The sequence below is a fragment of the Corallococcus praedator genome, assembly GCF_003612125.1.
Taxonomy (GTDB): Bacteria; Myxococcota; Myxococcia; order Myxococcales; family Myxococcaceae; genus Corallococcus; species Corallococcus praedator.
On record NZ_RAWI01000129.1, the window covers coordinates 1 to 22,684 of the forward strand.

Here is a 22,684-nt window from a genome sequence, read left to right on the forward strand (position 1 = left end):
GTTGTCCTACCTACCCTTCAGGACGGGACAATGTTCACCCGCTTCACAAGATCCAGGCCTTCCTGTAGTTCCAAGGAGTAACACGTTGCTCTGCCCCTGTTCCCCCACAGAGGACCATGACGCCCCCGACCGTCCTCATCTCGGATGATGAACCCCTCCTCGTCTCCGCCCTCGTGCGGGAGGCCAAGCGCTCCGGCCTCGTGTGCATCTCCGACACGACCTCCGAGCGCGTGCTGGAGCTGGCCCGCCAGCACCAGCCCGCCGTCATCATCCTGGATCTGAACCAGCACCAGGACGGCCGGGACCTGCTCGCGCAGCTCAAGAAGGACCCCACCACCCGCGACTGCAAGGTCATCATCCTCAGCGGCGTGGAGGACCAGTTCACCCGCCACGTGTGCTTCGAGCTGGGCGCGGACGACTACGAAGTGAAGCCGTGCGACCCCACCTTCATGACCCGCATCGCCCGGCTCGCCGCCGCCGTCGCGCACACCCGCGCCGCCTGACGCCGGCCCCTCCTCAGGGCCGCAGCGACCGGATGGCCTGCGCGTAGTCCTTCGCGCCGAACACGTAGCTGCCCGCGACCAGCACCGTCGCCCCCGCGTCCACCACGCGCTTCGCCGTCTCGGCGTTGATGCCGCCGTCCACCTCGATGTCCACGTCCAGCCCCCGCGCGTCCAGCATCGCGCGCAGCCGGCGGACCTTGTCCACCGAGGACTCGATGAACGACTGCCCCCCGAAGCCCGGGTTCACGCTCATCAGCAGCACCATGTCCACGTCGCCCAGCACCTCTTCAAGCGTCACCAGCGACGTGCCCGGGTTCAACACCACCGCCGGCTTCGCCCCCGCCTTGCGGATCTGCTGAAGCGTGCGGTGCAGGTGCGGGCTCGCCTCCTGGTGCACCGTCAGCACGTCCGCGCCCGCCTTCACGAACGCCTCCACGTACTTCTCCGGCTCGACAATCATCAGGTGCACGTCCAACGGCTTCGTCGCCACCCGTTTGATCGCCTCCACGATGACCGGCCCCAACGTGAGGTTGGGGACGAACCTGCCATCCATGACATCCACGTGAATCCAGTCCGCTCCGGCGGCCTCGATGGCACGGACCTCTTCGGCCAGACGGCTGAAATCACAGGACAACAGCGAAGGAGAGATGCGGACAGGGCGGCTCATGGCCGCGCTTCATAGTCGCTTCCGTCCGGCCACGGTACTTCCGCCCGGCTGGAGAGAAGGCTGGCGGACACCGGTGGACCTGGTGGGTGGGGGGGCCGGGCGGCCGCTACACCGTGCGTGCTACAACCTGGGGCGCAACGCGGCGGTCCGCCGCATCCCACGGAGCCCGCCTCGGTGCTTCCCCAGTCCGTGCCCGCCTCCCCCAACCTGTCCCGCCGGCTCGCCAAGCTGACCTCCATCCTGGATGTCGCCAAGGCGATGAGCGCCGAGCGGGACCTCGACCTGCTGCTGCCCCTCATCCTCTACGAGGCCACCAAGGTCGTGGAGTCGGACCGCTGCTCGCTCTTCATCCTGGACCGCGAGCGCGAGGAGCTGTGGAGCAAGGTCGCCCAGGGCTCCAAGAACGAAATCCGCCTGCCCATGGGCAGCGGCATCGCCGGCCAGGTCGCGCAGACGGGCGCCGTCATCAACATCCCGGACGCCTACGCCGACTCGCGCTTCAACAGCAGCTTCGACATCTCCAGCGGCTACCGCACGCACACCATCCTCTGCGTCCCCATGCGCGACGCCAACGGGGACGTCACCGGCGTCATCCAGGCCCTCAACAAGCGCGGCGGGATTGTCTTTGACGCCGAGGACGAGGAGCTGCTCCTCGCCCTGGGAGCCCAGGCCGCCGGCGCCATCGAGAACGCCCTCCTCCACGAGGAGATCAACCGCCTCTTCGAGGGCTTCGTCTCCGCGTCCGTCGTCGCCATCGAAGCGCGCGACCCCACCACCGCGGGCCACTCCGGCCGCGTCGCCGACCTCACCGTGTCCCTGGCCCAGGCGCTGGAGCACCACACCACCGGCCCCTATGCCCAGGTGCGCTTCTCCCCCGTGGAGCTGCAGGAACTGCGATACGCCTCGCTCCTGCACGACTTCGGCAAGGTGGGCGTGCGCGAGAACGTGCTCGTCAAGGCGGAGAAGCTCTACCCCCATGAGCTGGACAGCCTGCGCGCCCGCTTCCAGCTCGCCCGTAAAGACTTGCAGTTGCAGAGCTCCCGCCGCCGGCTCGCCTCCGTGGAAGCGCGCGGCCTGTCCGCCCTGCCTACCATCCACCAGGAAGAGGACGCGCGGCTCGCCACCGAGCTGGCCCAGCTGGATGAGGTGATGGGCTTCCTGCTCACCTGCAACAAGCCCACGGTGCTGGCGCAGGGCAACTTCGAGCGGCTGCTGGAGCTGGGCAAGCTCACGTTCACCGACGCGCACGACCATGGACAGCCGCTGCTGTTGCCCACGGAGATCCAATCCCTCTCCATCACCCGCGGCACGCTCTCACCGGAGGAGCGCCGGGAGATCGAGAGCCACGTGGACCACACGTACCGCTTCCTGTCTCAGATTCCCTGGACGCGCGCGCTGCGCCGCGTGCCGGAGATCGCCTACGCGCACCATGAGAAGCTGGACGGCACCGGCTACCCGCGCGCCATCCCGGACACAACCATCCCCGTGCAGTCCCGGATGATGTCCATCTGCGACATCTACGACGCGCTCACCGCGAGCGACCGGCCCTACAAGAAGGCCGTGCCGCATGTGCTCGCGCTCGACATCCTCAAGAAGGAGGCGAGCTCCGGACAACTGGACCCGGAGCTGTTCTCCATCTTCGTCGGAGCGGAGATTCCCCGCCGGGCCCTCAAGAAGAGCCCGGCGTAACACGCTGAATCAGGCGCTGATGGTGTGCAGCCGGAGGCTGTTGATCTTCCCCGGCTGTCCCACCGGCGCTCCGAACACCACGACGATGCGGTCACCCCGGCGCGCGAGGCCGCGGGAGACGAGCTCCTCCTCCACGCGGCGGAGCATGGTCTCCGTCTCCTGGATGGGCTCCAGCACGCGCGGCACCACGCCCCAGAGCAGCGACAGGCGGCGGCGCACCTCCTGGTTCGGGCTGAAGGCGACGATGGGCACCGTGGGCCGGTAGTGCGCCAGGAGCCGCGCCGTCACGCCGGACAGGGTGAAGGCCGCGATGAGCGTGGCACCGCTCGACTTCGCCGCTTCGCACGCCACGCGCGCGATGACGTCCGGGAAGTGCAGGGGCAGGCCCAGCGGCGCCTCGATGCTGCGCGGCAGGTACTGCGCGCGCACGGAGGACTCGGCCGCCAGGATGATGCGCTCCATCATCTGCACGGAGTCCACGGGGAACTTGCCGCTCGCCGTCTCACCCGAGAGCATCAGCGCGTCCGCGCCGTCATACACGGCGTTGGCCACGTCGCTGGCCTCCGCGCGCGTGGGACGGGGGTTGTCGATCATCGAGTTGAGCATCTGCGTGGCCACGATGACGGGCAGGCCGCGCAGGTTGGAGCGCCGGATGATGTCCTTCTGGACGGCCGGCACCTCCTCGGGGGGAATCTCCACGCCCAGGTCGCCTCGGGCCACCATCACGCCGTCCGTCTTGTCGAGGATGGCGTCCAGGCGCGCGATGGCCTCCGGCTTCTCCAGCTTGGAGATGATGGGCACCGTGCGGCCCACCTCCGCCATCGCCTGCCGCGCGGCGTCCAGGTCCGACGGCTGACGCACGAAGGACAGCGCGATGTAGTCCACGCCCGCCTTGAGGCCGAAGATGAGGTCCTCGCGGTCCTTCGGGGTGAGCGCGTCCGCGCGCACCGCCACGCCGGGCAGGTTGATGCCCTTGTTGTTCTTCAGCGTGCCGCCGTGGATGACCTCCGTCTTGATGAGCTGCTTCTTGTCCGTCTCCACGACGCGCAGCTCCAGGAGGCCGTCGTCCAGGAGGATGCGGTCGCCCGGGTTCACGTCCGCCGCCAAGTGCGGGTACGTGGTGGACACGATTTCATCCGTGCCCTTCACCGTTTCGTCGGTGGTGATGTGGAAGGTGGCGCCGTGCTTCAGCTCCGTGCTGCCGGTGACGAAGCGGCCGGTGCGGATCTTCGGGCCCTGCAGGTCGCCGAGGATGCCCACCGCCTTGCGGACCTTCAGCGAGGCCGCGCGCAGCATGTCGATGTTCGCCTGATGCTGCTCGTGGCTGCCGTGGGAGAAGTTGAGCCGGGCCACGTCCATGCCGGACTCCAGCAGCGCCTCCAACATCTCCGGGGTCTGACTGGCGGGACCGAGGGTGCAGACAATCTTTGCTCGTCGCATAGGTGCGCGAACATCCGGCCCCACCGCGTTTCGGTCAAGCACGCACAAGACGTGCTCGGTCAGGTAAACCAGTAAATGTCCAGGCCGCTCGGCGGGAGTTCAACCGCGCAGGAGCGTGCCCAGATTCTCGCGTTCCCAACGCAGCGCGGCGCCGTAGTGCGGGTACGTCCGCTCACGCTCGCGGAAGGCGCGCGGATGGTGCACGCGCCTGCCCATCCGGCCGCTGCTGGGGAACAGCTGGTGGAGCATCTCGTGGAAGACGATGAACTCCACGAAGAAGGCGGGCACCTCCGGCCTGTCGAGCGCGGGGTGGATGCGGATCTCCCGCGTCTGGTGGTCGTAGACGCCCAGGCGGATGGACTTGCGCCGGCGACGCGGAGGCATGCGACCCCAGCCGATGCGCGCCTGGATGCCGTTCTGGAAGTAGATCTCGTTGACGCCGTTGTAGAGCGCCCGCAGGTCGAAGCAGCGGCCGAGCGGGTTGAGTTCCGCGTCGGATTCCCGGCGGAGCTGGCGGATGAGCGGCTGCTGGCCCCGGATGTACTCGTCCAGGAGCTGACCCGCGGCCCGGTGTCCCCGGCCCGCGTAGTCCGCCACCGCGCGCACCACCGTCTCCGGCGCCTCCAGGAACATGTGGTGCAGCCGCAGTTGCAGCACCTGCGAGCCCCGGCGGAAGGACACCATGGTGGAGCGGTTGTCCGTCACGGCCAGCCGCACCGGCATCCCCAGGTTCGCGCTCAGGCGCCACGCGAGCGACTCCGCGCGCGACCACAGCTCCTCGCGCGTCGTCGTCGAGGACAGCACGCGCGGCGCCTCCTCCGCGACGCGGTTGCGCGGCGGCAGGGGCGCGGGACCTTCGGGCACACGCGAGGCGGGAACGGCGGCGCGTTCCGCGGTCGAGCCACGCGGGAACAGGGACATCTGGCGGAAGGCTTCGGGCGTCACGCGGAGGGCATCGTACCCGGCACTTCCCCGGACTCAAGGCCGGGGGTTGGACGCCCGTCTGCCCGTCGACCACGCCCACACGCAGCGCGTGACACCTCGGGTCGAAGCTGCCCCCGGCGTGCCCCGAAGCCCGCGGAGACTCCGCGGGTTTCCGTGGGCTCCGTAGGCTTGGAAACGCGAGGCTCGTCCTTCAGGGCAGGGGGGGCTGTTCACCGTGGCGTGACTTGAGCAGGCGCTCCAGCCGCTCCGGCTCCATGCGCACCACGAAGGTCTTCTCCCGCGCGTACGTCACCTGCCCGGGGGCCGCGCCCTTCAGCTTGCGCACGAACTTCACCGGCATGTAGCTGACCTCGCCGCGCGGCTCGCCCTTCGCCCCCGAGTGGTGCAGCGCCAGGTGCGCCGCGTCCAGCAGCACCTCCTGCGCCACGTCCCCGTTCTTCTCCAGCGGCACCACCACGTGGCTGCCCGGCAAGCCCCGGGCGTGCAGCCACATGTGCCAGGGCCGCGCCACCTTGAAGGTGAGCGCGTCGTTGTCCTCCGCGCCCCGCCCCACCCAGATGCGCGCGCCGCCGTGGCCCACGTACTCCTTGAAGGGCAGCCCCTCCTTCGGGCCCTCCTCCCCTTGCGTCACCTGGAGGACCTCCACCTGCGCGAGCAGCGCGGCGCCGTCCATCGCTTCAATCTGCTGGAGCGCCACCTGCGCGTGCGCCACCTCGCGCGACAGCTCCGCCTCCCGGTGGCGCGCCGTCTCCACGCCGCGCAGGAGGCGCCGGTACTGGTGGAAGTGCCAGTCCGTCTCCTCTTTGGGAGTGCGCTTCGGGTCCAGCTTCACCTGGACCTCCTCCACGCCGGACTCCGTATAGGCGGTGAGCGTCACCTCGGAGGCGCCCCGCTTGAGCCGGTGCAGGTTCTGCGCGAGCAGCTCGCCCACCTCGCGGTGCTTCTCCGCCTCCGGACCCCGCGCCGCCTCCGCGCGCACCTTCTCCAGCGTCCGGGAGGAGCGCTTCAGCCGGGCGCGGTACGGCTGCGCGAGCCGGCGGCGGATGGTGTCCGCGCGGCTGGTGCGGTCCTTCTGCCCGAGCACCCGTTCGGCGGCCTGCAGCTTCGGAAGGAGGTCCCCCTCCTGAGGCTCCAGGCGCGAGGGCTGCGCGCGGCCCTTCGTGAGCGCTTCTTCGGACACGGGCTCCGGTGGCGTCCAGGCGGCGCCCGCATAGAGGTTGCGCCGCGAACCGAAGCCTTCTCCGGAGAGCATCAGCACCCGGTTGTTGTCGCTCAGGAGCAGCAGCCCCCCGGGGGAGCCCAGCTCCAGCACCAGCCGGCGGCGCACGGTTTCGCGCTCGAACTCCAGCACCACCGTGCGGTTTGGCTCCAGGTAGCGCGCGCCCTGGAGCTTGAAGCCGGTGAGCTCCTGGCGCAGCCAGCGCTGGAAGGGGGCGGGTTCGCCCGGCGTGGGGAAGCGGTCCTCCGCGACGGACAGGCGGGACAGTTCGCCTTCCGAGCACAGGCACAGGACCACCGATCTGCCCGGGACCCGCAGCTCCACGTAGGCCAGGCGGGGCAGCGGACACCAGGCCTTCTGGGCCACCGCGCCCACCAGCCGGGACGCGACCTCCGCCACGACCTCTTCGAACTCCACCGGACGCAGCGACATGGCCCCTCCCGGACGGGCGGGGTGTCACCCCAGCCCGCAAAAAGCAAAACGGCCCGGCGGGTTTCGCCGAGCCGTTCACTGGACGTCAACCGACGTCCATCATGACGCCGTACTTCAGGACTGAGGGGCCTCAGGGGCCGCCGGCGCCGTCTTGGCGCTCTTGCGCTTCGCGGGAGCCCGCTTGGCGGCCTTCTTCGCCGTCGTCTTCTTCGCGGCGCCCTTCTTGGCGGCCGCCTTGCGCGGAGCAGCGGCCGTCTTGCGGGCCGTCTTCTTCGTCGCGGCCTTCTTCGCCGTCGTCTTCTTCGCGGGCGCCTTCTTCGCGGTCTTCTTCTTCGCGGCCATCGGAATCCTCCGTTCAGGTTGAGGCCCGCGGTGACGCGAGCCCTGCACCCACTTTGGACTGAACGTGAGTGCTTGAAATGAATGGTACGGGCGACATGCCAGTGTGTCAACGCATGGTGATGTATTGCAGTGCGCGGCGAGGCCGATTTCTAGGCGTCGGGCGCTTCCAACCGTTCGTGGCGGTCACTTCGGGGGGTGGAGCGCGTCGCGTGCGGAGGCCAATTTCCGGCTCCGGACGCATTCCGCGGGTCCGAGCGACAGGCCTGAGTGTCCGCTGCCGCGCATCCGCGCGCGGTCCTCGCGTCGCTTCCCGTCGTTGAAGCGCCGGCCTACGGTGCGCGCCCGCATGCGCACTGCCCCGCTGACCTTCCCTGAGTCCTTCACCTTCGGCGTCGCCACGTCCGCGTACCAGGTGGAGGGCGGCATCGAGAACGACTGGGCCCAGTGGGAGCGGTTGGGGAAGTTGAAGGAGCCCCACGTCCGCTGCGGCCGGGCGGTGGACCACTGGCACCGCTACGAGGAGGACTACGCCCTGGCGAAGGCGGTGGGGGCCACGGCGTTCCGCCTGTCGCTGGAGTGGGCGCGCATCGAGCCCGAACGCGGCCGCTTCGACGGACAGGCGCTGGAGGCGTACCGCGAGCGGCTCCTGCGCCTTGGCGCGCATGGCCTGCGGCCGGTGGTGACGCTGCATCACTTCACCCACCCCACGTGGTTCCACGCGGCCACGCCCTGGCACCTTCCGGAGAGCCTGGAGGCCTTCCGCCAGTACGTGCGCCGATGCGCGCCCTTGTTGGAGGGGTTGGACGCGCTCGTCATCTCCTTCAACGAACCGATGGTGCTTTTGTTGGGCGGCTACCTCCAGGGCCTGATGCCCCCGGGCATCGCGGACGGGGCGAAGACGATGGCGGCGCTGGAGAACATGGTGCGCGCGCACGCCATCGCGCGCGAGGAGCTGGGTCAGCGCCTGGGCCGGGTGGAGCTGGGCATCTCCCAGAACATGCTGTCGTTCGCGCCGGACCGCTGGTGGCATCCGCTGGACCGCTCGCTGGTGAGGCTGGCGGCCCCGGCCTACAACCACGCCTTCCACGAGGCGCTGTCCTCCGGCCACCTGCGTGTCTTCATGCCCGGCGTGGCCTCCACGGATGTGCGCATCCCGGAGGCGCGCGACTCGGTGGAGTTCGTGGGCGTCAACTACTACACGCGCGCGCACCTGCGCTTCATGCCGCGCCCGCCCTTCATCGACTTCAAGTACCGGGACCCGGATGGGCGCGGGCTCACCGACATTGGCTGGGAGCAGCGCCCGGAGGGCTTCGGTCAGCTGCTCCAGGAGGTGAAGCGCTACGGCAAGCCGGTGTGGGTGACGGAGAACGGCATCGACGACAGGAAGGGCACCGTCCGGCCGGAATACATCCACGCGCACCTGAAGCAGGTGCTGGACGCGCGCGCCTCCGGGGTAGACGTCCAGGGCTACCTTTATTGGAGCCTGCTGGACAACTTCGAGTGGCTGGAGGGCTGGGGCCCGCGCTTCGGCCTGTACCACGTCGACTTCGACACGCTGGAGCGCCGGCCCACCCCGGCCTGCGACTACTTCCGCACCGTGGCCACCGGGCGCGTGCTGGTGCCACCGTCCGAAGCCGGCGCCACCGCCACTCAGCCCAGCGCGGCCCGGTAGTCCACCTCCGGCTCCTCTAGAGGGGCCGAGGGGTCGGTGTCCGCGCCCGCGAAGAAGCGCCGGACGCTGTCCTCCACCGCCTGGGGCGAGTCGAGCTGGTTCACCTCCGAGCGGAAGTGCGCCGCGCCCTTGAGGCCGTGCGCGTACCACGCCAGGTGCCGGCGGAAGGAGCGCACCGCGCCCACGGGGTCCCCGAAGAACTCCGCGTGGGCCTGGGCGTGCTCCAGCACCAGTTCGCAGCGCTCCTCGGGCGTCGCCGGAGGTCCGCCGGTCAGCTCCCGGAAGAGCCACGGGTTGCCCAGGGCGCCCCGGCCAATCATCACGAAGTCGCAGCCGGTGGCGTCCAGCATCCGGTGGGCGTCCGCCACCGTCTTCACGTCCCCGTTGCCCATGATGGGCAGCTCCGGGAAGTGGCGCTTCAGGGACGCGATGTGGGACCAGTCCGCCTGGCCCGAGTAGCCCTGGGCGCGCGTGCGCGCGTGGATGGCGAGCCCGGCGCAGCCTGCTTCCTGGAGGGACTCCGCCATCTGGAGGTAGTTGAGGCTCTGGGCGTCCCAGCCCGAGCGGATCTTGCAGGTGACGGGCAGGCCGGTGGCGTCGCGGATGGCCCGGACGACGGCGGCGGCGCGGGGCACGTCGCACAGCAGGCCGCTGCCGGCGCCGTTGCGCACCACCTTCTTCACCGGGCAGCCCATGTTGATGTCGATGATCTGCGCGCCCGCGTCCTTGCCCACCTTCGCCGCCAGCGCCATGGCCTCCGGTTCGCCGCCGAAGATTTGAAGCGAATAGGGCTTCTCCACCTGGGCGTCGTAGCGCAGGTACTTGAGCGTGCGCTGGTTCTGGCGCATCAGGCCCTGGGCGCTGACGAGCTCCGTGGGGCACAGGGCGGCGCCCAGCCGGAAGGCGATGACGCGAAAGGGGCGCTCGCTCACGCCCGCCATGGGCGCGAGGATGTAGGGGTTGGGGAGCGTGTAGGGACCCAGCTTCAGCATGGCGGCGACACCCTATCGACGTTTGGACCCTGGCGGGGCGGGAACAGAAGCGCGCGCGAGGGGCACAACGGCCCTGCGCGGGTGGGGGTCAACGATTAAGGTCCCTTCCCATGTTCCGTTTCAGGCTCGGGAGCGTCCCCGTCCACGTCCACATGAGTCACCTGCTGTTCTCCGCGGTGCTCGCCTACAACTCCCTGCCGGTGCCGGGCAGGAGTTCGAGCGCAGGGTGGCTGGGGGACCGGCTGACCGACCCCGACTCGTCGGGCTACGCGGGCGCGGTGGCGGCCTACGTGCTGTCGTGGATGTTCATCGTCTTCGTGTCCGTGCTCGTCCATGAGCTGGGGCACGCGGTGGCCTTCCGCTTCTTCGGCTACCAGCCGAGCGTGGACCTGGTCTTCATGGGCGGCGTCACCCGGCCCAACACGGATTCTCCCCTGCCCTGGCACAAGGATGTGGTCAGCAGCTTCGCGGGCCCCCTCGCGGGACTGACGCTGGGCGTCCTGTGCTGGTTGGTGCTGATGCAGGTGCGGGGCCGCTCGGAGATGGCGGACTTCTTCCTGAACAACTTCTTCTTCGCCAACATGGTGTGGGCGGTGCTGAACCTGCTGCCCGTGCCCCCCTTGGATGGCGGCCACATCAGCACGGCGCTCGCCACGCGGATGTTCGGCCGGCGGGGGTTCATCGTGTCCCATGTGCTGGCCCTGGGCCTGTGCGTGGGTGTCGTCCTGCTCAGCATCAAGAGCGGAGCCCTGTTCATGGGCGTCCTCTTCGCCATGTTCGGCTTCCAGGCGTTCCGCGTGCTGGCGGACGTGATGCGCGCGCGCAGCGAGGACAAGGAGGCCGAAGGCCCGAAGGCCCAGGGGCTGCGCGAGGCCCAGCAGGCCCTGCGCGAGGACCGGCTGGATGACGCGTGGCGGATGGGTCAGCAGCTGCTGGAGGGGGAGGGGCTGTCCGCGAGCCTCACCAGCCGGACTCACTACCTGCTGGGCTGGGTGGCGCTGAAGCAGGGCCAGGGCCGGCCCGCGCTGGACCACTTCTCCCAGGTGCAGGGCCAGCCGGTGGAGATGCACGCGGTGGCGGCGGCCTTCTCGCTGGTGGGCGACGACGCTCGGGCGGTGGGCTACTGGAAGCAGGCGTGGGGCGAGTCGCAGGACCGCACCGTGATGCACGAGTACGCGGGCGCGCTCATCCGCCTGGGCCAGGTCCAGGAGGCGCTGCGGCTGCCCGGCGTGGACCCGGCGTCCGCGTTCCGGTGCGCGGAGCGGGCGCTCTTCATCCGGGGGGCCTATTCGGAGGCCGCGGCGGTGGGCGAGGCCGCGCTGCAGCACGCGAAGGACCCGGGCATCGCCTATGACGCGGCCTGCGCCTTCGCGCGCGCGGGCAACACGACGGACGCGGTGCGCCTGCTCCAGCGCGCCCAGGCCCTGGGCTTCCAGGACGCGGCCTATGCCGCCTCCGACGAGGACCTGGCGCCCCTGCACGGGCAGCCCGCGTTCGAGGCGTGGCTGTCCCAACTGCGGCCCTCCGCCGCGACCTGAGTGGGGCCCCTGCTCCAAGGTTAGAGTCCGCGCCCTCCCGTGAAGCCGCCCTCCCCTTCCGTGAAACCTCCCGACGCACCCGTGCGTACCGGTGCCATGCCGGCACTTCCGGAGGGCGCCGGGGACTCGGACGAGGTGTTGATGGAGCGGTTCTGCCAGGGAGATGCGCCCGCGTTCGATGCGCTCTTCCAGCGCTACGCGCGCCCCATCCAGGGCTACCTGACGCGCCTGACGGGCAGCCCCGCCACCGCCGAGGACCTGGCCCAGCTCACGTTCCTGTCCATGGTGCGCGCCCGTGGCCGCTTCCAGGATGGGGCTCGCGTGCGTCCATGGCTGTACGCCATCGCCACCAACGCCGCGCGGGACCATGCGCGCCGCCACCGCCGCCCGGAGGACCTCACGCCGGAGGGAGAGCTGCCCCTCACCGCCGTGGCCGACACCCCGCAGCCCCGGGACGCGGGCCTGGAGCGCGCCGTGCACCGGGCCCTGGAGCAGCTTCCGGAGGGCCAGCGCCTGCCCATCCTCATGCACCGCTTCGAGGGCATGGGCTTCGCGGAGATCGCCGAGGCCCTGGGCCTCACCGAGAGCGCGGTGAAGGTCCGCGCCCACCGGGGATATGTGCGGCTGCGCGAGCTGCTCGCCCCCCTTCATCAGGAGACCGCGGAATGACGCCCGAGTGCGAACGCGTCATGGACTGCCTGGAGGGCCCGCTGCCTCCGGACCTGGCCTCCCACGCGGCCGGCTGCGAGGACTGCCGCGCGCTGCTGGAGGGCTTCCACGCCCTGGCGGCGCCGACCGCCGGGCGCGCGCCTCCGACCATCGCTTCGCCCCTCCATGAATCGGCGCCCTTTAATGAAGCGGCGCCTCTCCGTGACGCCTCGCTCATCCGTGAAGCGAAGCTGGAGGAGACGCGGCGCAAGTCGCTGACGGAGCTGGCCGCCGCTCCCCTGCCCACGCCATGGTGGCGGGATGCCCTGGTGCTGCTGGTCACCTACCTGGCCGTGGGCGCGGTGGGGCTCGTCCTCGTCGGACGGCACGGGATGCTGCTCAACTCCGCGCCTCCTCCTGTCGTGGCGGCCGTGGCGCTGCTCATCGTCGCGGGCGTGGGCGGTGGGGCGCTGCTGGGAGTCGCGCCGGGCAGGAAGCGCTGGCCCCTGGGCCTGGTGGCGCTGGGCGCGGTCGGCGTGGCGCTGGCGCAGCTCACGGGGCGCTCCGGCGTCCAGGTGCGCCCCCTCCTCACGGGCGCCCTGGGGTGCATGGGCACGGAGGTGGTCCTGTCGGTGGTGCCGCTGGCCCTGGCGCTGGTGCTCCTGTGCCGCTCCGCCTACCAGCCCGTCCGGGCGCTCGCGGCGGGCCTGTCCTCGGCGGGCGTGGGCCTGCTGGTGCTGCACGTGCACTGCCCCGACGGCGCCGCGGGCCACCTGATGCTGGGCCACCTGCTGCCGTGGGTGGCGCTGGCGGGCGTGGCGGTGTTCATCCGCTCACGCCTGCCGTCCCGCACCTTCGCGCCCTGAACCGTCCGGGACACGAAGGTGGGGCCGTGCGCAACTACTGGAGCCGCGACAGCGCTTCCTGCGGGAAGGCGCGTGCGTCCACCTTCGCGTGCCACTCCTTCACCTTGCCATCCGGCCCGATGACGACGCCCACCCGGCGCGCGTTGGCGGCCGAGGCGTCATCCGCGGCCCCGTAGGCCAGCCCCACCTTGCGATCCACGTCGCACAGCAGCGGAAAGTTGAAGTCGAACTTCTTCGCGAAGGCCTGGTTCTCCTCCGGCGTGTCGAAGCTGATGCCCAGGATGACCGTGCCCTTCTGCTCGTACTGGGCCTTGTGGTCGCGGAAGGAGCAACCCTCCGCGGTGCAGCCCGGCGTGTCCGCCTTCGGGTAGAACCAGAGCACCACGTTCTTGCCCCGATAATCCGACAGGTGGTGCGTCTTCCCCGTGTGGTCCTTCACGGTGAACTCCGGCGCCACGTCTCCCTGCTTGAGCATGTGCGATGCCTCCTAGAGGTGGGAAAACGGCGCCGTCCTAGCACGCCGGGGGGCAAGCAGCCGGGCACCGCTCGGACGATGTGTGGAGTGGAGTGCAGCCGGACGGGCCCCGTGCGACGCCTTCACCAAGAAACTTGAAACCCAAGGGGCTCCTCCGTTTAGTAGGGGCTCCAAATGAACAACAGTGACGAACCTCCGCCTGCTCATGAGCAGCGCGTGCCCGCGCTCATTGCGTGGGTGAAGCAGAACCTCTCCCGCCTCATCTATTTCCTGCTGGGTGCGTCCAACCGCATCCGCCTGCCGACGCCGTCGGTGCTGCCCATCGCGGGCGCGGTGGTGGGGCTCTACAGCGGCCTGGCCGCCGGCATCTTCTCCAACCTCATCGGCGTGATGAGCGGCATCACGTTCAGCGCCGCGGAGCTGGCGGCGGCGCTCAAGCCGCAGCGGCTGCGCACGCTGATGGAGTCGCTGGCCTCCGCGCGCTGGCACCTGGAGTACGCGCTGGTGGGCGTGCCGCTCGCGCTGGGCGCGCTGCTGCTCGCGCGCATCATCGAGCCGGGCGGACCGCGCGACGAGGTGAAGCGGCGCCTGCGGCTGCTGGCCCTGCTGACGCTGGGCGGACTGTCGCTGTACTACCCGCTGGTGGGGCTGGCGGCCATCAACGCGGTGTTCGGCCACGCGCACAACCTGCCCGCGGCGCTGCCGCACCTGCCCTGGTGGCTGGTGCTGCTGGCGCCCACGCTGGGCGGGCTCGCGGTGGGCCGGCTGCTGCGCGACCGTCCGGAGACGCACGGCCACGGCCTGCCGGAGGTGGTGCGCGCGGTGAAGAGCGGCGCCAACGTGGTGCCGGCGGACCGGGGGCTGCTCAAGCTCATCGCGTCGGCCATCACCATCGGCAGCGGCGGCTCCGCGGGCCGCGAGGGCCCCATCGTCTATGGCGGCGCGGCGTTCGCCTCCAGCGTGGGACGCGTGCTGGGCTTCAGCCGCCGGGAGCTGTCCATCCTGCTGGCGTGCGGCGCGGGGGCGGGCATCTCCGCGTCCTTCAACGCCCCCATCGCGGGCGCGGTGTTCGCGATGGAGATCATCCTGCGCGAGTTCGAGCTGCGCGTCTTCTCCCCCATCATCCTGGCGAGCGTGGCGGGCACGCTGGTGAGCCGGGGCGTGCTGGACGAAGCGCCCATGCTCAACCGGGTCAACTACGAGCTGGTCAGCGGCGCGGAGGTGTTCGCCTATGCGGCGCTGGGCATCGCGTGTGGCCTGCTGGCGTTCGCGTTCGTGAAGATGCTCCACGGTGTGGAGCACTTCTTCCAGGGACGCGGGGGCGGCCGGCTCTCCCCGTGGCTGGGCAGGAAGCCCCTGCCGATGCGCGCGGCGCTGGGCGGCCTGTGCACCGGCGTGCTCGTGTTCCTGAGCCCCACGGTGTGGGGCAGCGGGCACGACTTCATCAACCTGGCGGCGGCGGGCCAGCTGCCCTTCATCTTCCTGGTGACGGCGTGCGTGCTGAAGCTCGTCGCCACGTCCATCACCATCGGTTCGGGCGGGTCCGGCGGCACGTTCTTCCCGGCGGCCGTGATTGGCGCCATGGCGGGCGGCGCGTTCGGCACGCTGGTTCACTACTTCTTCCCGCTGGCCACCGGGCCCAGCGGCGCGTACGCCATCGTGGGCATGGGCGGCGCGGTGGCGGCGCTCACGCGCGGTCCGCTCACCGGCATGATGATGTTGTACGAGCTGAGCGGCAGCCACGACATCATCCTGCCGCTGATGGTGACGTGCACCATCGCGTCCGCGCTGTGCCACTACCTCATCGAGCGCACCTCCACAAAGGTGGTGAGCGACGAGGACCTGCTGACGGGCACGCAGGTGCGGACCCTGATGACGCAGGTGGCGGCGGTGCCCGCGGGCACGCCGCTGCGCACGCTGACGGACCAGTTGCTCACGTCGGAGGCGGGCACGCTGCCGGTGCTGGACACGATGGGCAACCTCTACGGCACCGTGCAGGTGGAGCAGCTGCGCGAGGTGTGGCGCGACGAGTCCATGTACCCGCTGCTCGTCGCCAGCGACCTGGCGCGCAAGCTGCCCGCGCTGGCGCCGGACACGGACCTGGCGCACGCCCTCCAGTTGATGGACCAGGAGGACGTGGACGCGCTGCCGGTGGCGCCCGTGCTGGGCCTGGCCCCCTGCGGGCTCATCACCCGGGCCTCGGTGCGCCGCTTCCTCTTCGCGCAGCACGCGCGCGAGCATGCGAGTGGCGACTACCCGGTCACCCCGTCCGAGGCGACGCACTGAGCCGGCCGGCCTGCGTGAAGAAGGCGCGGGGTCTGTCAGGAAAGCGGGGGAGCGGGCATCCTTGGGCGCCATGTCCGACCCCGCCCTGACCGCCCTGCGTGCCGAGCTGACGTCCACCTTCCATGACGCCCGCGTGCGTCACATGGTGGACCTGGGACGAAAGGCCCGCACGGAGCCGCGGGCGCAGGCGCTGCTGGAGGCCCTGGCGCGGGGGGACGCCTCCGAACGGCGTCTGGCCCTGGCGGCCCAGTTCACCCGGCGCGACGGCGTGGCGGTGTTGAAGGCCACGGCGGACGACTCGTTTCGGGTGCGCACGCTGGCGTTCGAGCTGGTGCCGCTGGCCTGTGACGATGCCCAGGCCCTGGAGGCGCTGCGCATGGCGCACGGCATGCGCCGGGAACAGTCCCTGCTGCGCCAGTTGGTGCTGCGCAAGCGGCACGCGGTCATCGACGCGTACCTGGACGGACTGGTGGAGAAGGGGGACAGCGCCACGTTCGCGGACGCGGTGCCCCTGGCCTCGGAGCAGGGCCTGCGCCGGCACCTGGAGCGCGCGCTGGAGCGGTCCAGCCACCGGTTCTGGGCGCGGCTCGCGAGGTTCGCCCCGGAGGTGCTGGGCGAGGTGTTCATCGAGCGGATGCGCGCGGTGACGGGCGAGGCGGATCCGGTGACGCGGATGAACGTGGACTGGAGCCTGGTGCGCCTGTCGGAGCAGGTGCCCGACGCGGCGGAGACGCTGCTGGAGTTGATGCTCGCGCGCGGCATTCCTCCGAACCCGGTCGCGCTGCGGTCGCTGGTGCGGCTTCGTCCCGCGCGCACGTTGGCCCTCCTGCGCCAGTACCCCGGCGTCGCCCTTCCCCACCTGCTGTTCGCGAAGGCCGTGGGGACGCTGGACGCGGAGACCCTGACGTGGCTCATCCAGCGCGACCCGAACCTGCTGGGCACCGCGAAGGACGTGCTGAAGAAGGTGGCGCAGCCCCTGCACCGGACCGTGACGGAGGCGTGGTGCGCGGCGGTGGATGGTGCGCCCCACTGGGGCACGGAGCTGATTGCCCACATCCAGGACGCGGGCGTGCGCGAGCACGTCTTCCAGCGCTGGAGCGCGGCGATGCGCAATCGCGATGGCGTCATCCCCGTGGGCTACCTGGAGCGCCTGCCCGTGGACCTGCGCGAGCGCGAGGCGCGGCGGCACCTGCATGAGGTGGTGGCGCTGGGCACCCGGGCCGAGTCGCGCGTCGTCTACGCGCGGCTGCTGCCCTGGGACGAGGCGCTGGGCGTGCTCCGGGGCGCGATGGGGCATCCCGACGCGGCCATGCGCGGCGTGGCGCTGGGCGCCGTGCTGGCCCTGCCCGGCCTGCGTCCGGACGAGCCCGCGTGGGTGGCGCCCGCGCTGGCGCTGGTGCTGGCCCGGAAGAACGAACAGGACCCCGTGCGCGGGGCGATGCTGCAGGCCCTCAACGGGTGGCCCCGCCGGATGTGGCGCGCCGAGCACACCGAGGCCGTGGGCCGCGTCCTGCGCGATGCCCTGGACGCGGCGGACCTGTCGCCGACGACGGCGCTGGCGGCGGAGGTGCTGCTCGTGCGGTCCTTCGGCGCGGATCCCTCATGGGGTGCGCCGTGGCTGGGCACGTTCCTCAAGGAGCGGGGCAGCCTCCGGGACGCGGGGCTGGGCCACCGGTTGAACGACGAGGAGGTGCGCCGGGCCGCGCCCTACCTGTTGTCGCTGGCGAAGTCGTGGGCGGAGCGCGAGCGGGGCGGTCCCCTGCTCCAGCTCGCGCAGAGCCTGGGCAAGCGCGCGGCGCTGGTGCCCGGCTTGTCGGAGTGGCTGGTCTCCGTGCGGGACGTGACGCCGGACGGGCGGCTGGCGGTGGCGCTGAGCCAGTGGCTGTCGAAGGAGGACCGGCCCCGCTTCGAGGCGACGCTCGCGGGCGCGCTGCGGCGCTGGAGGGACCGCGGCTGGGACGACGAGGTGGTCACGCTGGCGTTCCACGAGAAGCGCGACGTGCCCCTGCACCCGGAGCTGGTGGCGGAGCTGGAGCGCGTGGCGCTGCGGCTGGGCAAGCCGTCCGGGAACGCGCTGTGGCTCTTGCGCTACCGCGCGTGCAGGGACTTCGACCGGATGCTGCCCACGCTGCTCAAGCGCGACGAGAGCGTCATCGCCATCCCCGTGGTGCGCGAGTACCTGCACCGGCGGCGGCAGGACCTGCTGGGGCCGTACCTGGGCGCGCCGGCCATCACCGGCCAGTTCGCCACGGGCGCGACGCATTGGATCCTCCCCTTCGACTCGGGCTTCTTCCGGTGGACGGCGGAGCAGAACCGGACGTATTCGCGCGCGCTCTCCAAGCTGTGCGAGGACCCGGAGCGGGACACGCCCACGCTGCTGGCGGCGGTGACGCGGCTGGCCGCGCTGGACTGGGCGCCCATGGACGCGCTCCAGGCGATGGCGGACGACAAGCGGCCCGCGGTGCAGGAGCGGGCCCTGCGGGTGCTGGCCCGGTGCGACCAGGGCCAGGGCGTGCCCACACTGATTGAGTGCCTGGGGGATTCGCGCGCGCGCATCGCCATCTACGGCCTGCGCCGGGCGTTCAACGGCATGCCTCCCGCGCGGGTGCTGGCGCTGCTCGCGGAGGTGCCGCTCGCGAAGGTCACCGTCGCCAAGGAGGTGGTGCGGCTTTTGGGCGAGCTGCGCTCGGACGCGGCCTATGGGCGGCTGCTGGAGCTGGACGCGCTGCCCCTGCACCGCGACGTGCGCATCGCGCTCTTGCGCGGGCTGTGGGACCACCTGGACCGCGAGCCCACGTGGGCGGTGTTCGAGCGGGCCGTCGCGGGGGATGACGCCATCATGGCCTCGCGCGTGGGAGACATCCCCGCGGACCGGCTCACGGAGGCCCTGGACGCGCGGCTGTCCGCGCTGCTCGCGAAGGTGCTGGCGCGGCCGGAGCCCGACGCGCGCATCGACCTGCTGCGGCGCGCGGCGTTCCTCCAGGTGAAGGACCGGGAGCGCGTCTTCCTCGCCGCGTGCGGCGCGCGGCTGGTGTCCCCTTTCGATGACGAGGTGCGCGCGGCGATGGGGGCGCTCGTCCACCGCGCCGACGAACACGACCTGCCGCTGATGGCGCGGATGCTGGAGGCGGTGGTGGCGGACCGCAAGGCGCTGAGCGTGGCGCTGGATTCACTGCTCCAGCCCCGGGAGCGGATGCGCCCCGTGCCCCTGCGCACGACGCGACTGCTGGCCGAGGTCGTCCTCACGAAGGACCCGCGCCTGGCGGTGCCTCGCGTGCGCTGCGCGGCCATCGCCCTGGAGCCGTTGGTGTTCGCGGGCCACCTGGATGCCCTGGGACAGGCGGGCTGGCTGCACGCGGATGCCCTGATGGCGGCCCAGGTGGCGGTGGCCCAGTTGCCGTTGGATTCGATGCAGGCGGTGGGCGCCCGATTGGGGAGCAGCCCCGTTCCGGAGGTGCGGCGGCTGGCCGTGCAGTGCGTGGTGCGCGACGCGCAGGAGGGGCGGGGCTGGACGCCGGAGCGGCTGGAGGCGCTCGCCGGGCTCCAGCGGGATGAGTCGCCGCTCGTGGCCGGTGCGGCGCAGTTCGTGTTCCCGCCCCGGGAGCTGATGAAGACGCCTCACGTCTAGGGCGTCGCGCCCCGCCGGGACGTGTCGCCTCAGTTCAGCGAACGCTCACGTGGCTCCAGAACACTGACGGGCGCGCCCGCCGAGCCGCCCCGCACGGCCTCCTGCGCGTACCGCTCCAGCGCGAGGGCCCGGTGGTCCACGGTGTGCTCGGCCAGCACGCGCTCGCGGGCGCGCGCTCCCAGTTGGAGCCGGTCCGCCTCTGGCATCTCGCGCAGATACCGCAGCACGTCCTTCGCGGTGCGCGCCAGGACCACCTCCTCGCCCAGCGAGAAGAGGTCCTCCAGCCCGGGCCAGGGGTCGCAGATGAGCGCCGCGCCACGGGCCGCGGCCTCGAACAGGTGCGGCCCCGGCGTGTGCTCCGCGCGCGAGAGGGCCAGCGTGAAGCGCTGCGCCGCCTGGAAGTCAGGCTGCGCATCCGAAGGAGGGGCCGCCCGCAGCGTCACGTTGGAGGGCCACGCGGCATCCACCACGGACATCCCTCCGGCGAGGACGAACCGCCCTTCGGGCCATTCGCGCGCGGCGTCGAACAGCAACGGCCCCAGCAGCGCCCGGCGCTCCGACGATGACGGCCCCAGGTGCCCCAGGTCCCAACGCGTCGCCAGCGCTCGCGGCGCGAAGGACTCTGGCTGCACACCGGGCGGAAACGCACGCGCCCGGGCCACGCCCCACTCGCGCTCCAGACGCGCGGGCACGGGGCCTCCGCAGGAGCACAGGCAGAGCTGGTAGCCCGCGAGCTGCTCGGGGGTCAGCCGTGTCGAGCCTTCAGGGTGGGGCTGTCGCAGCGTCCGGGGCGTGTCGCGGTCCCAGCAGACGGTGAGCCCGCGCGCGGTGTCCGTCGCCCAGCGGCCCACCTCCGCGACCCGGGGCACGTCCGCGTCCACCAGCACCAGGTCCGCCCGGCGCACCCGGGAGCGGAAGCGCGCGTGCAGGTCCGCCACGTTCAGGTACGGCGCGCGGGAAGGCTCCCCCTCCAACCACGCGGCCCCGGACAGGGCCTGTTCCAACAGGAGGACCGAATGCCCCCTGCGCCGCAGCGCCTGCGCGAGCAGCCTCGATGCCGTGCCGTGCACGCCGTCAGTGGACGCCTCGCACGGCGGACCCAGGAAGACGATGTCCATGCCTACGGGCTTCCTTCACGCCCCCGCCCCCAGCGGACGGTGGATGCCCGCGCGGCACCTCCAGGGCTATCGCTTCCGGCCGCCGACGAACAAGGCGGCGGCCCCGGGTCCGCGTGAACTCCTCAACGGCCGGACGCCCCTCCAGCCCACGCGGACCGGTCGGACGTCCGCGAGTGGACCGTGGCCCCTCCCTCCAAGGCGAGGAGCCCCTGCATCACGACGCCGTGACTACTTCGTCGGCGGTGCGGCCTTGATGGGAGGCGTGTTCCCGGCGGGCGCCTCCGCGGGCTTGGCCGCGCCGCCCTTGCGCAGCGGGCACGCGACGATGGCGCCCGTGGGGTCGATGGCGTCCTTGCCCTCGTCCACCTTGAGCACCTTGCGGTCCTCGCCCACGACGAACGTGTAGCGCTTGGACACCGTCACCACCGGCATCTTCACGTCGTACGCGTTGACGACCTTGCCGTCCGGATCCGGGATGAACGCGAAGGGCGCCTTCAGCTCCGTCTTGAAGCGCGCCAGCGTCTCCGCGTCGTCCGTGGAGAAGGCCAGCACCTGGCCCTGCACCTTCTCGATGTCCTTGTAGCGGTCGCGGTACGCGGTCAGCTCCTTCGTGCAGCCGCCGGTGAACGCCTTGGGGAAGAAGGCCACGATGACGGGCCCCTTCTTCACCATCTCCGACAGCGTGTACGACGTGCCCCCGGTGTCCTTCACCGAGAAGTCCGGGGCGGTGTCGCCCACCTGGGGAATCGTTGCGCTGACCAGTCCGACCACGAGCAGGGGAATGAGCATGGCCGGGACTTAACGGGCCCCGGACATTGGGACAAGCCAGGAACAAGTCCGCCCCCGCTACGTCGTCAGCCGTGCCCAGACGGCCGCCGCGGCCTCGCGTGACTGCTCGGCCACCACGGTGGGGTTCACCGACAGGGGCCGGCGCGCCCAGACGCGCCACACGCCGTCCACCATCACCGCCTCCACATGCCGGCTGCCCAGCCCGTGGACCACGTGCCACGCCAGCGTCTCCGCCGTCAGCGGCGTGGGCGACTGGTAGTCCAGCACCAGCAGGTCCGCGAGCGCGCCCTCGCGCATCGGGCCAATGGCCGCCTCGAACACCTGCGACGCCAGCCGGTGGCCGTTGGCCAGGTAGCGCAGCACGTCGATGGGCTGCCCCGCCTCGCGCGAGCGCAGGAACGCCGCCTGCGCCTCCGCGAACAAATCCGGCGACGTGCCGTCCGTGCCCAGCGACGCGCGGGCCCCGAACTTCAGCGCCGGCGCGTAGCCGACTTCGAGTCCCTGGTTGGAGCGCGGCGTGTGCACCAGCCACGTGCCCGTGGCCAGCACCTGCGCCAGGTCCGCCCACTCCAGGTGGCCCGCGTGCGCCGCCATCGCCCGGGGCGACAGCAGGTTGCCGTTGAGCAGGCGCGTCACCGGCGGGTTGCCGTGGCGCTCGGTGGACAGCCGTTCGTCCAGCGGATCCTCCGCGAGCGGGAAGTGCAGGCCGGTGTTGGTGGTGTTGAGCGCCTCCCCCAGGCCCTGGAGCGCGTCGTCGCCCAGGGTGAACACGGGCCCCGCGCCCACCTGCCCCCGGAAGCGGCCCCGGGCCTTGCGCGCGAAGCTGACCGTCTCCTCCAGGCCCTCCTCGCGCCCCACCGCGCCCATGCGGTCCGTCACCGCGTAGGACAGCACGCCGCGCACGCCCACCTCATGGAGCCCGCGCGCGATGCGCAAGAGCGAGCCCGTCACCGCCTTGGGCGAGGCGTGCAGGTCGAACAGGGTCGTGGTGCCGCACTGGATGGATTCGAGTCCGCCCGCGGTGGCGCCCACCTGCACCGCGTCCAGGTCGAGCGCGTTCTCGAACGGCCAGCGCACCTGCTCCAGCAGCGCCTGGTAGGTCTCCGGCACCGGCCGCACCATGCCGCGCGACAGCACGCTCGCGAGCCGGTGGTGCGCGTTGACGAGCCCCGGGAAGACGAGCTTGCCGGACAGCGCCACCACCTCGTCGTCGGGGCCGGGCGTCAGGTCCTCGCCGCGCGCCACGATGCGCTCGCCTTCGATGCGCAGGTCCACCCGCTCGACGGAGGCGGGTTCCAGTTCGACGACGTAACCACCCTTGAGGACGGTGCCCAACATCCCTCCCTGCATGCGCGACGGTGCGCGAGGTTCGTGACGGCGGCCCCCTTCCCCTTAGGGGTCCCACTTCGAGCGCGGCAGGTTAGCACTGCACCCC

At 71.4% G+C, this 22,684-nt stretch carries 18 protein-coding genes; 8 read left to right on the plus strand and 10 right to left on the minus strand.

The genetic code is table 11. The features are described 5' to 3' along the window. Nucleotides 1–116: 116 nt before the first annotated feature. A complete protein-coding gene (locus D7Y13_RS18290) occupies nucleotides 117–503 on the plus strand; it encodes a response regulator (RefSeq protein WP_120531963.1) in 387 nt (128 codons plus the stop codon). A gap of 13 nt (nucleotides 504–516) precedes the next feature. Here D7Y13_RS18290 and rpe read toward each other — a convergent pair whose 3' ends face one another. Further along, nucleotides 517–1,170 (minus strand): ribulose-phosphate 3-epimerase, encoded by a 654-nt coding sequence (gene rpe, locus D7Y13_RS18295; protein WP_120583786.1) that lies wholly within the window; start codon nucleotides 1,168–1,170, stop codon nucleotides 517–519. Between the two features lie 174 nt (nucleotides 1,171–1,344). Here rpe and D7Y13_RS18300 point away from each other — a divergent pair, with 174 nt between their 5' ends. Continuing rightward, nucleotides 1,345–2,859, plus strand: coding sequence for an HD family phosphohydrolase (locus D7Y13_RS18300; protein WP_120531965.1), 1,515 nt, complete (start codon nucleotides 1,345–1,347; stop codon nucleotides 2,857–2,859). Between the two features lie 9 nt (nucleotides 2,860–2,868). On the opposite strand, the gene pyk is transcribed toward D7Y13_RS18300, so the two are convergent. From pyk to D7Y13_RS18320, 4 genes are all read right to left on the minus strand, one after another. Continuing rightward, the gene (pyk, locus tag D7Y13_RS18305) at nucleotides 2,869–4,299 is read right to left on the minus strand and encodes a pyruvate kinase (protein WP_120531966.1); all 1,431 of its coding nucleotides are present in this window, start codon (nucleotides 4,297–4,299) and stop codon (nucleotides 2,869–2,871) included. A 99-nt stretch (nucleotides 4,300–4,398) separates the two neighbouring features. Then, complete coding sequence (locus tag D7Y13_RS18310; RefSeq protein ID WP_120531995.1) at nucleotides 4,399–5,220, minus strand: hypothetical protein; 822 nt, start codon at nucleotides 5,218–5,220, stop codon at nucleotides 4,399–4,401. Nucleotides 5,221–5,434: 214 nt separating this feature from the next. Further along, a complete protein-coding gene (locus D7Y13_RS18315) occupies nucleotides 5,435–6,895 on the minus strand; it encodes an NFACT RNA binding domain-containing protein (RefSeq protein WP_120531967.1) in 1,461 nt (486 codons plus the stop codon). A gap of 114 nt (nucleotides 6,896–7,009) precedes the next feature. Next, nucleotides 7,010–7,237, minus strand: coding sequence for a hypothetical protein (locus D7Y13_RS18320; RefSeq protein WP_193429026.1), 228 nt, complete (start codon nucleotides 7,235–7,237; stop codon nucleotides 7,010–7,012). Between the two features lie 346 nt (nucleotides 7,238–7,583). On the opposite strand from D7Y13_RS18320, the gene D7Y13_RS18325 reads away from it, so the two are divergent. Continuing rightward, entirely contained in the window at nucleotides 7,584–8,909 is a 1,326-nt protein-coding gene (locus D7Y13_RS18325; protein WP_120583785.1) for a glycoside hydrolase family 1 protein, read from the plus strand. Here D7Y13_RS18325 and dusB read toward each other — a convergent pair. Beyond that, a complete protein-coding gene (gene dusB, locus D7Y13_RS18330) occupies nucleotides 8,888–9,901 on the minus strand; it encodes a tRNA dihydrouridine synthase DusB (RefSeq protein ID WP_120531969.1) in 1,014 nt (337 codons plus the stop codon). The genes D7Y13_RS18325 and dusB overlap by 22 nt on opposite strands. A gap of 110 nt (nucleotides 9,902–10,011) precedes the next feature. On the opposite strand from dusB, the gene D7Y13_RS18335 reads away from it, so the two are divergent. From D7Y13_RS18335 to D7Y13_RS18345, 3 genes are all read left to right on the plus strand, one after another. Continuing rightward, nucleotides 10,012–11,439, plus strand: a complete 1,428-nt coding sequence (locus D7Y13_RS18335; protein ID WP_120583784.1) for a site-2 protease family protein — start codon at nucleotides 10,012–10,014, stop codon at nucleotides 11,437–11,439. A 96-nt stretch (nucleotides 11,440–11,535) separates the two neighbouring features. Beyond that, a complete protein-coding gene (locus D7Y13_RS18340) occupies nucleotides 11,536–12,108 on the plus strand; it encodes an RNA polymerase sigma factor (RefSeq protein ID WP_233595565.1) in 573 nt (190 codons plus the stop codon). Then, nucleotides 12,105–12,953 (plus strand): DUF1109 family protein, encoded by an 849-nt coding sequence (locus D7Y13_RS18345; RefSeq protein ID WP_120583783.1) that lies wholly within the window; start codon nucleotides 12,105–12,107, stop codon nucleotides 12,951–12,953. Before D7Y13_RS18340 ends, D7Y13_RS18345 begins: the two co-directional genes overlap by 4 nt. Before the next feature lie 34 nt (nucleotides 12,954–12,987). Here the strand turns inward: D7Y13_RS18345 and D7Y13_RS18350 are convergent, their stop codons facing one another. Next, a complete protein-coding gene (locus D7Y13_RS18350) occupies nucleotides 12,988–13,428 on the minus strand; it encodes a peroxiredoxin (RefSeq protein ID WP_120531972.1) in 441 nt (146 codons plus the stop codon). Nucleotides 13,429–13,602: 174 nt separating this feature from the next. On the opposite strand from D7Y13_RS18350, the gene D7Y13_RS18355 reads away from it, so the two are divergent. Together D7Y13_RS18355 and D7Y13_RS18360 are read left to right on the plus strand one after the other, a co-directional pair. Continuing rightward, on the plus strand, nucleotides 13,603–15,714 hold the full coding sequence (locus D7Y13_RS18355) for a chloride channel protein (protein WP_199732775.1): 2,112 nt from the start codon (nucleotides 13,603–13,605) through the stop codon (nucleotides 15,712–15,714). Nucleotides 15,715–15,784: 70 nt separating this feature from the next. Continuing rightward, the gene (locus D7Y13_RS18360; RefSeq protein WP_120583782.1) at nucleotides 15,785–19,342 is read left to right on the plus strand and encodes a hypothetical protein; all 3,558 of its coding nucleotides are present in this window, start codon (nucleotides 15,785–15,787) and stop codon (nucleotides 19,340–19,342) included. 29 nt (nucleotides 19,343–19,371) lie between these two features. Here the strand turns inward: D7Y13_RS18360 and D7Y13_RS18365 are convergent, their stop codons facing one another. The 3 genes from D7Y13_RS18365 to D7Y13_RS18375 all read right to left on the minus strand — a co-directional run bounded on the left by D7Y13_RS18365 (nucleotide 19,372) and on the right by D7Y13_RS18375 (nucleotide 22,584). Then, nucleotides 19,372–20,460 (minus strand): CgeB family protein, encoded by a 1,089-nt coding sequence (locus tag D7Y13_RS18365; RefSeq protein ID WP_120583781.1) that lies wholly within the window; start codon nucleotides 20,458–20,460, stop codon nucleotides 19,372–19,374. Between the two features lie 228 nt (nucleotides 20,461–20,688). Beyond that, the gene (locus tag D7Y13_RS18370; RefSeq protein WP_120583780.1) at nucleotides 20,689–21,249 is read right to left on the minus strand and encodes a peroxiredoxin; all 561 of its coding nucleotides are present in this window, start codon (nucleotides 21,247–21,249) and stop codon (nucleotides 20,689–20,691) included. A 57-nt stretch (nucleotides 21,250–21,306) separates the two neighbouring features. Then, a complete protein-coding gene (locus D7Y13_RS18375) occupies nucleotides 21,307–22,584 on the minus strand; it encodes an amidohydrolase family protein (RefSeq protein ID WP_120583790.1) in 1,278 nt (425 codons plus the stop codon). Between the last annotated feature and the right edge of the window lie 100 nt (nucleotides 22,585–22,684).

Excerpts from the sequence above, each read along its gene's own strand:
- D7Y13_RS18320 (WP_193429026.1), bottom strand. The coding sequence starts at position 7,237 with ATGGCCGCGAAGAAGAAGACCGCGAAGAAGGCGCCCGCGAAGAAGACG.
- dusB (WP_120531969.1), bottom strand. The coding sequence starts at position 9,901 with ATGCTGAAGCTGGGTCCCTACACGCTCCCCAACCCCTACATCCTCGCG.
- D7Y13_RS18350 (WP_120531972.1), bottom strand. The coding sequence starts at position 13,428 with ATGCTCAAGCAGGGAGACGTGGCGCCGGAGTTCACCGTGAAGGACCAC.
- D7Y13_RS18365 (WP_120583781.1), bottom strand. The coding sequence starts at position 20,460 with ATGGACATCGTCTTCCTGGGTCCGCCGTGCGAGGCGTCCACTGACGGC.
- D7Y13_RS18325 (WP_120583785.1), top strand. The coding sequence starts at position 7,584 with ATGCGCACTGCCCCGCTGACCTTCCCTGAGTCCTTCACCTTCGGCGTC.
- D7Y13_RS18310 (WP_120531995.1), bottom strand. The coding sequence starts at position 5,220 with ATGTCCCTGTTCCCGCGTGGCTCGACCGCGGAACGCGCCGCCGTTCCC.
- D7Y13_RS18335 (WP_120583784.1), top strand. The coding sequence starts at position 10,012 with ATGTTCCGTTTCAGGCTCGGGAGCGTCCCCGTCCACGTCCACATGAGT.
- D7Y13_RS18315 (WP_120531967.1), bottom strand. The coding sequence starts at position 6,895 with ATGTCGCTGCGTCCGGTGGAGTTCGAAGAGGTCGTGGCGGAGGTCGCG.
- pyk (WP_120531966.1), bottom strand. The coding sequence starts at position 4,299 with ATGCGACGAGCAAAGATTGTCTGCACCCTCGGTCCCGCCAGTCAGACC.
- D7Y13_RS18345 (WP_120583783.1), top strand. The coding sequence starts at position 12,105 with ATGACGCCCGAGTGCGAACGCGTCATGGACTGCCTGGAGGGCCCGCTG.
- D7Y13_RS18290 (WP_120531963.1), top strand. The coding sequence starts at position 117 with ATGACGCCCCCGACCGTCCTCATCTCGGATGATGAACCCCTCCTCGTC.
- D7Y13_RS18355 (WP_199732775.1), top strand. The coding sequence starts at position 13,603 with ATGAACAACAGTGACGAACCTCCGCCTGCTCATGAGCAGCGCGTGCCC.
- D7Y13_RS18340 (WP_233595565.1), top strand. The coding sequence starts at position 11,536 with ATGCCGGCACTTCCGGAGGGCGCCGGGGACTCGGACGAGGTGTTGATG.
- D7Y13_RS18370 (WP_120583780.1), bottom strand. The coding sequence starts at position 21,249 with ATGCTCATTCCCCTGCTCGTGGTCGGACTGGTCAGCGCAACGATTCCC.
- rpe (WP_120583786.1), bottom strand. The coding sequence starts at position 1,170 with ATGAGCCGCCCTGTCCGCATCTCTCCTTCGCTGTTGTCCTGTGATTTC.
- D7Y13_RS18360 (WP_120583782.1), top strand. The coding sequence starts at position 15,785 with ATGTCCGACCCCGCCCTGACCGCCCTGCGTGCCGAGCTGACGTCCACC.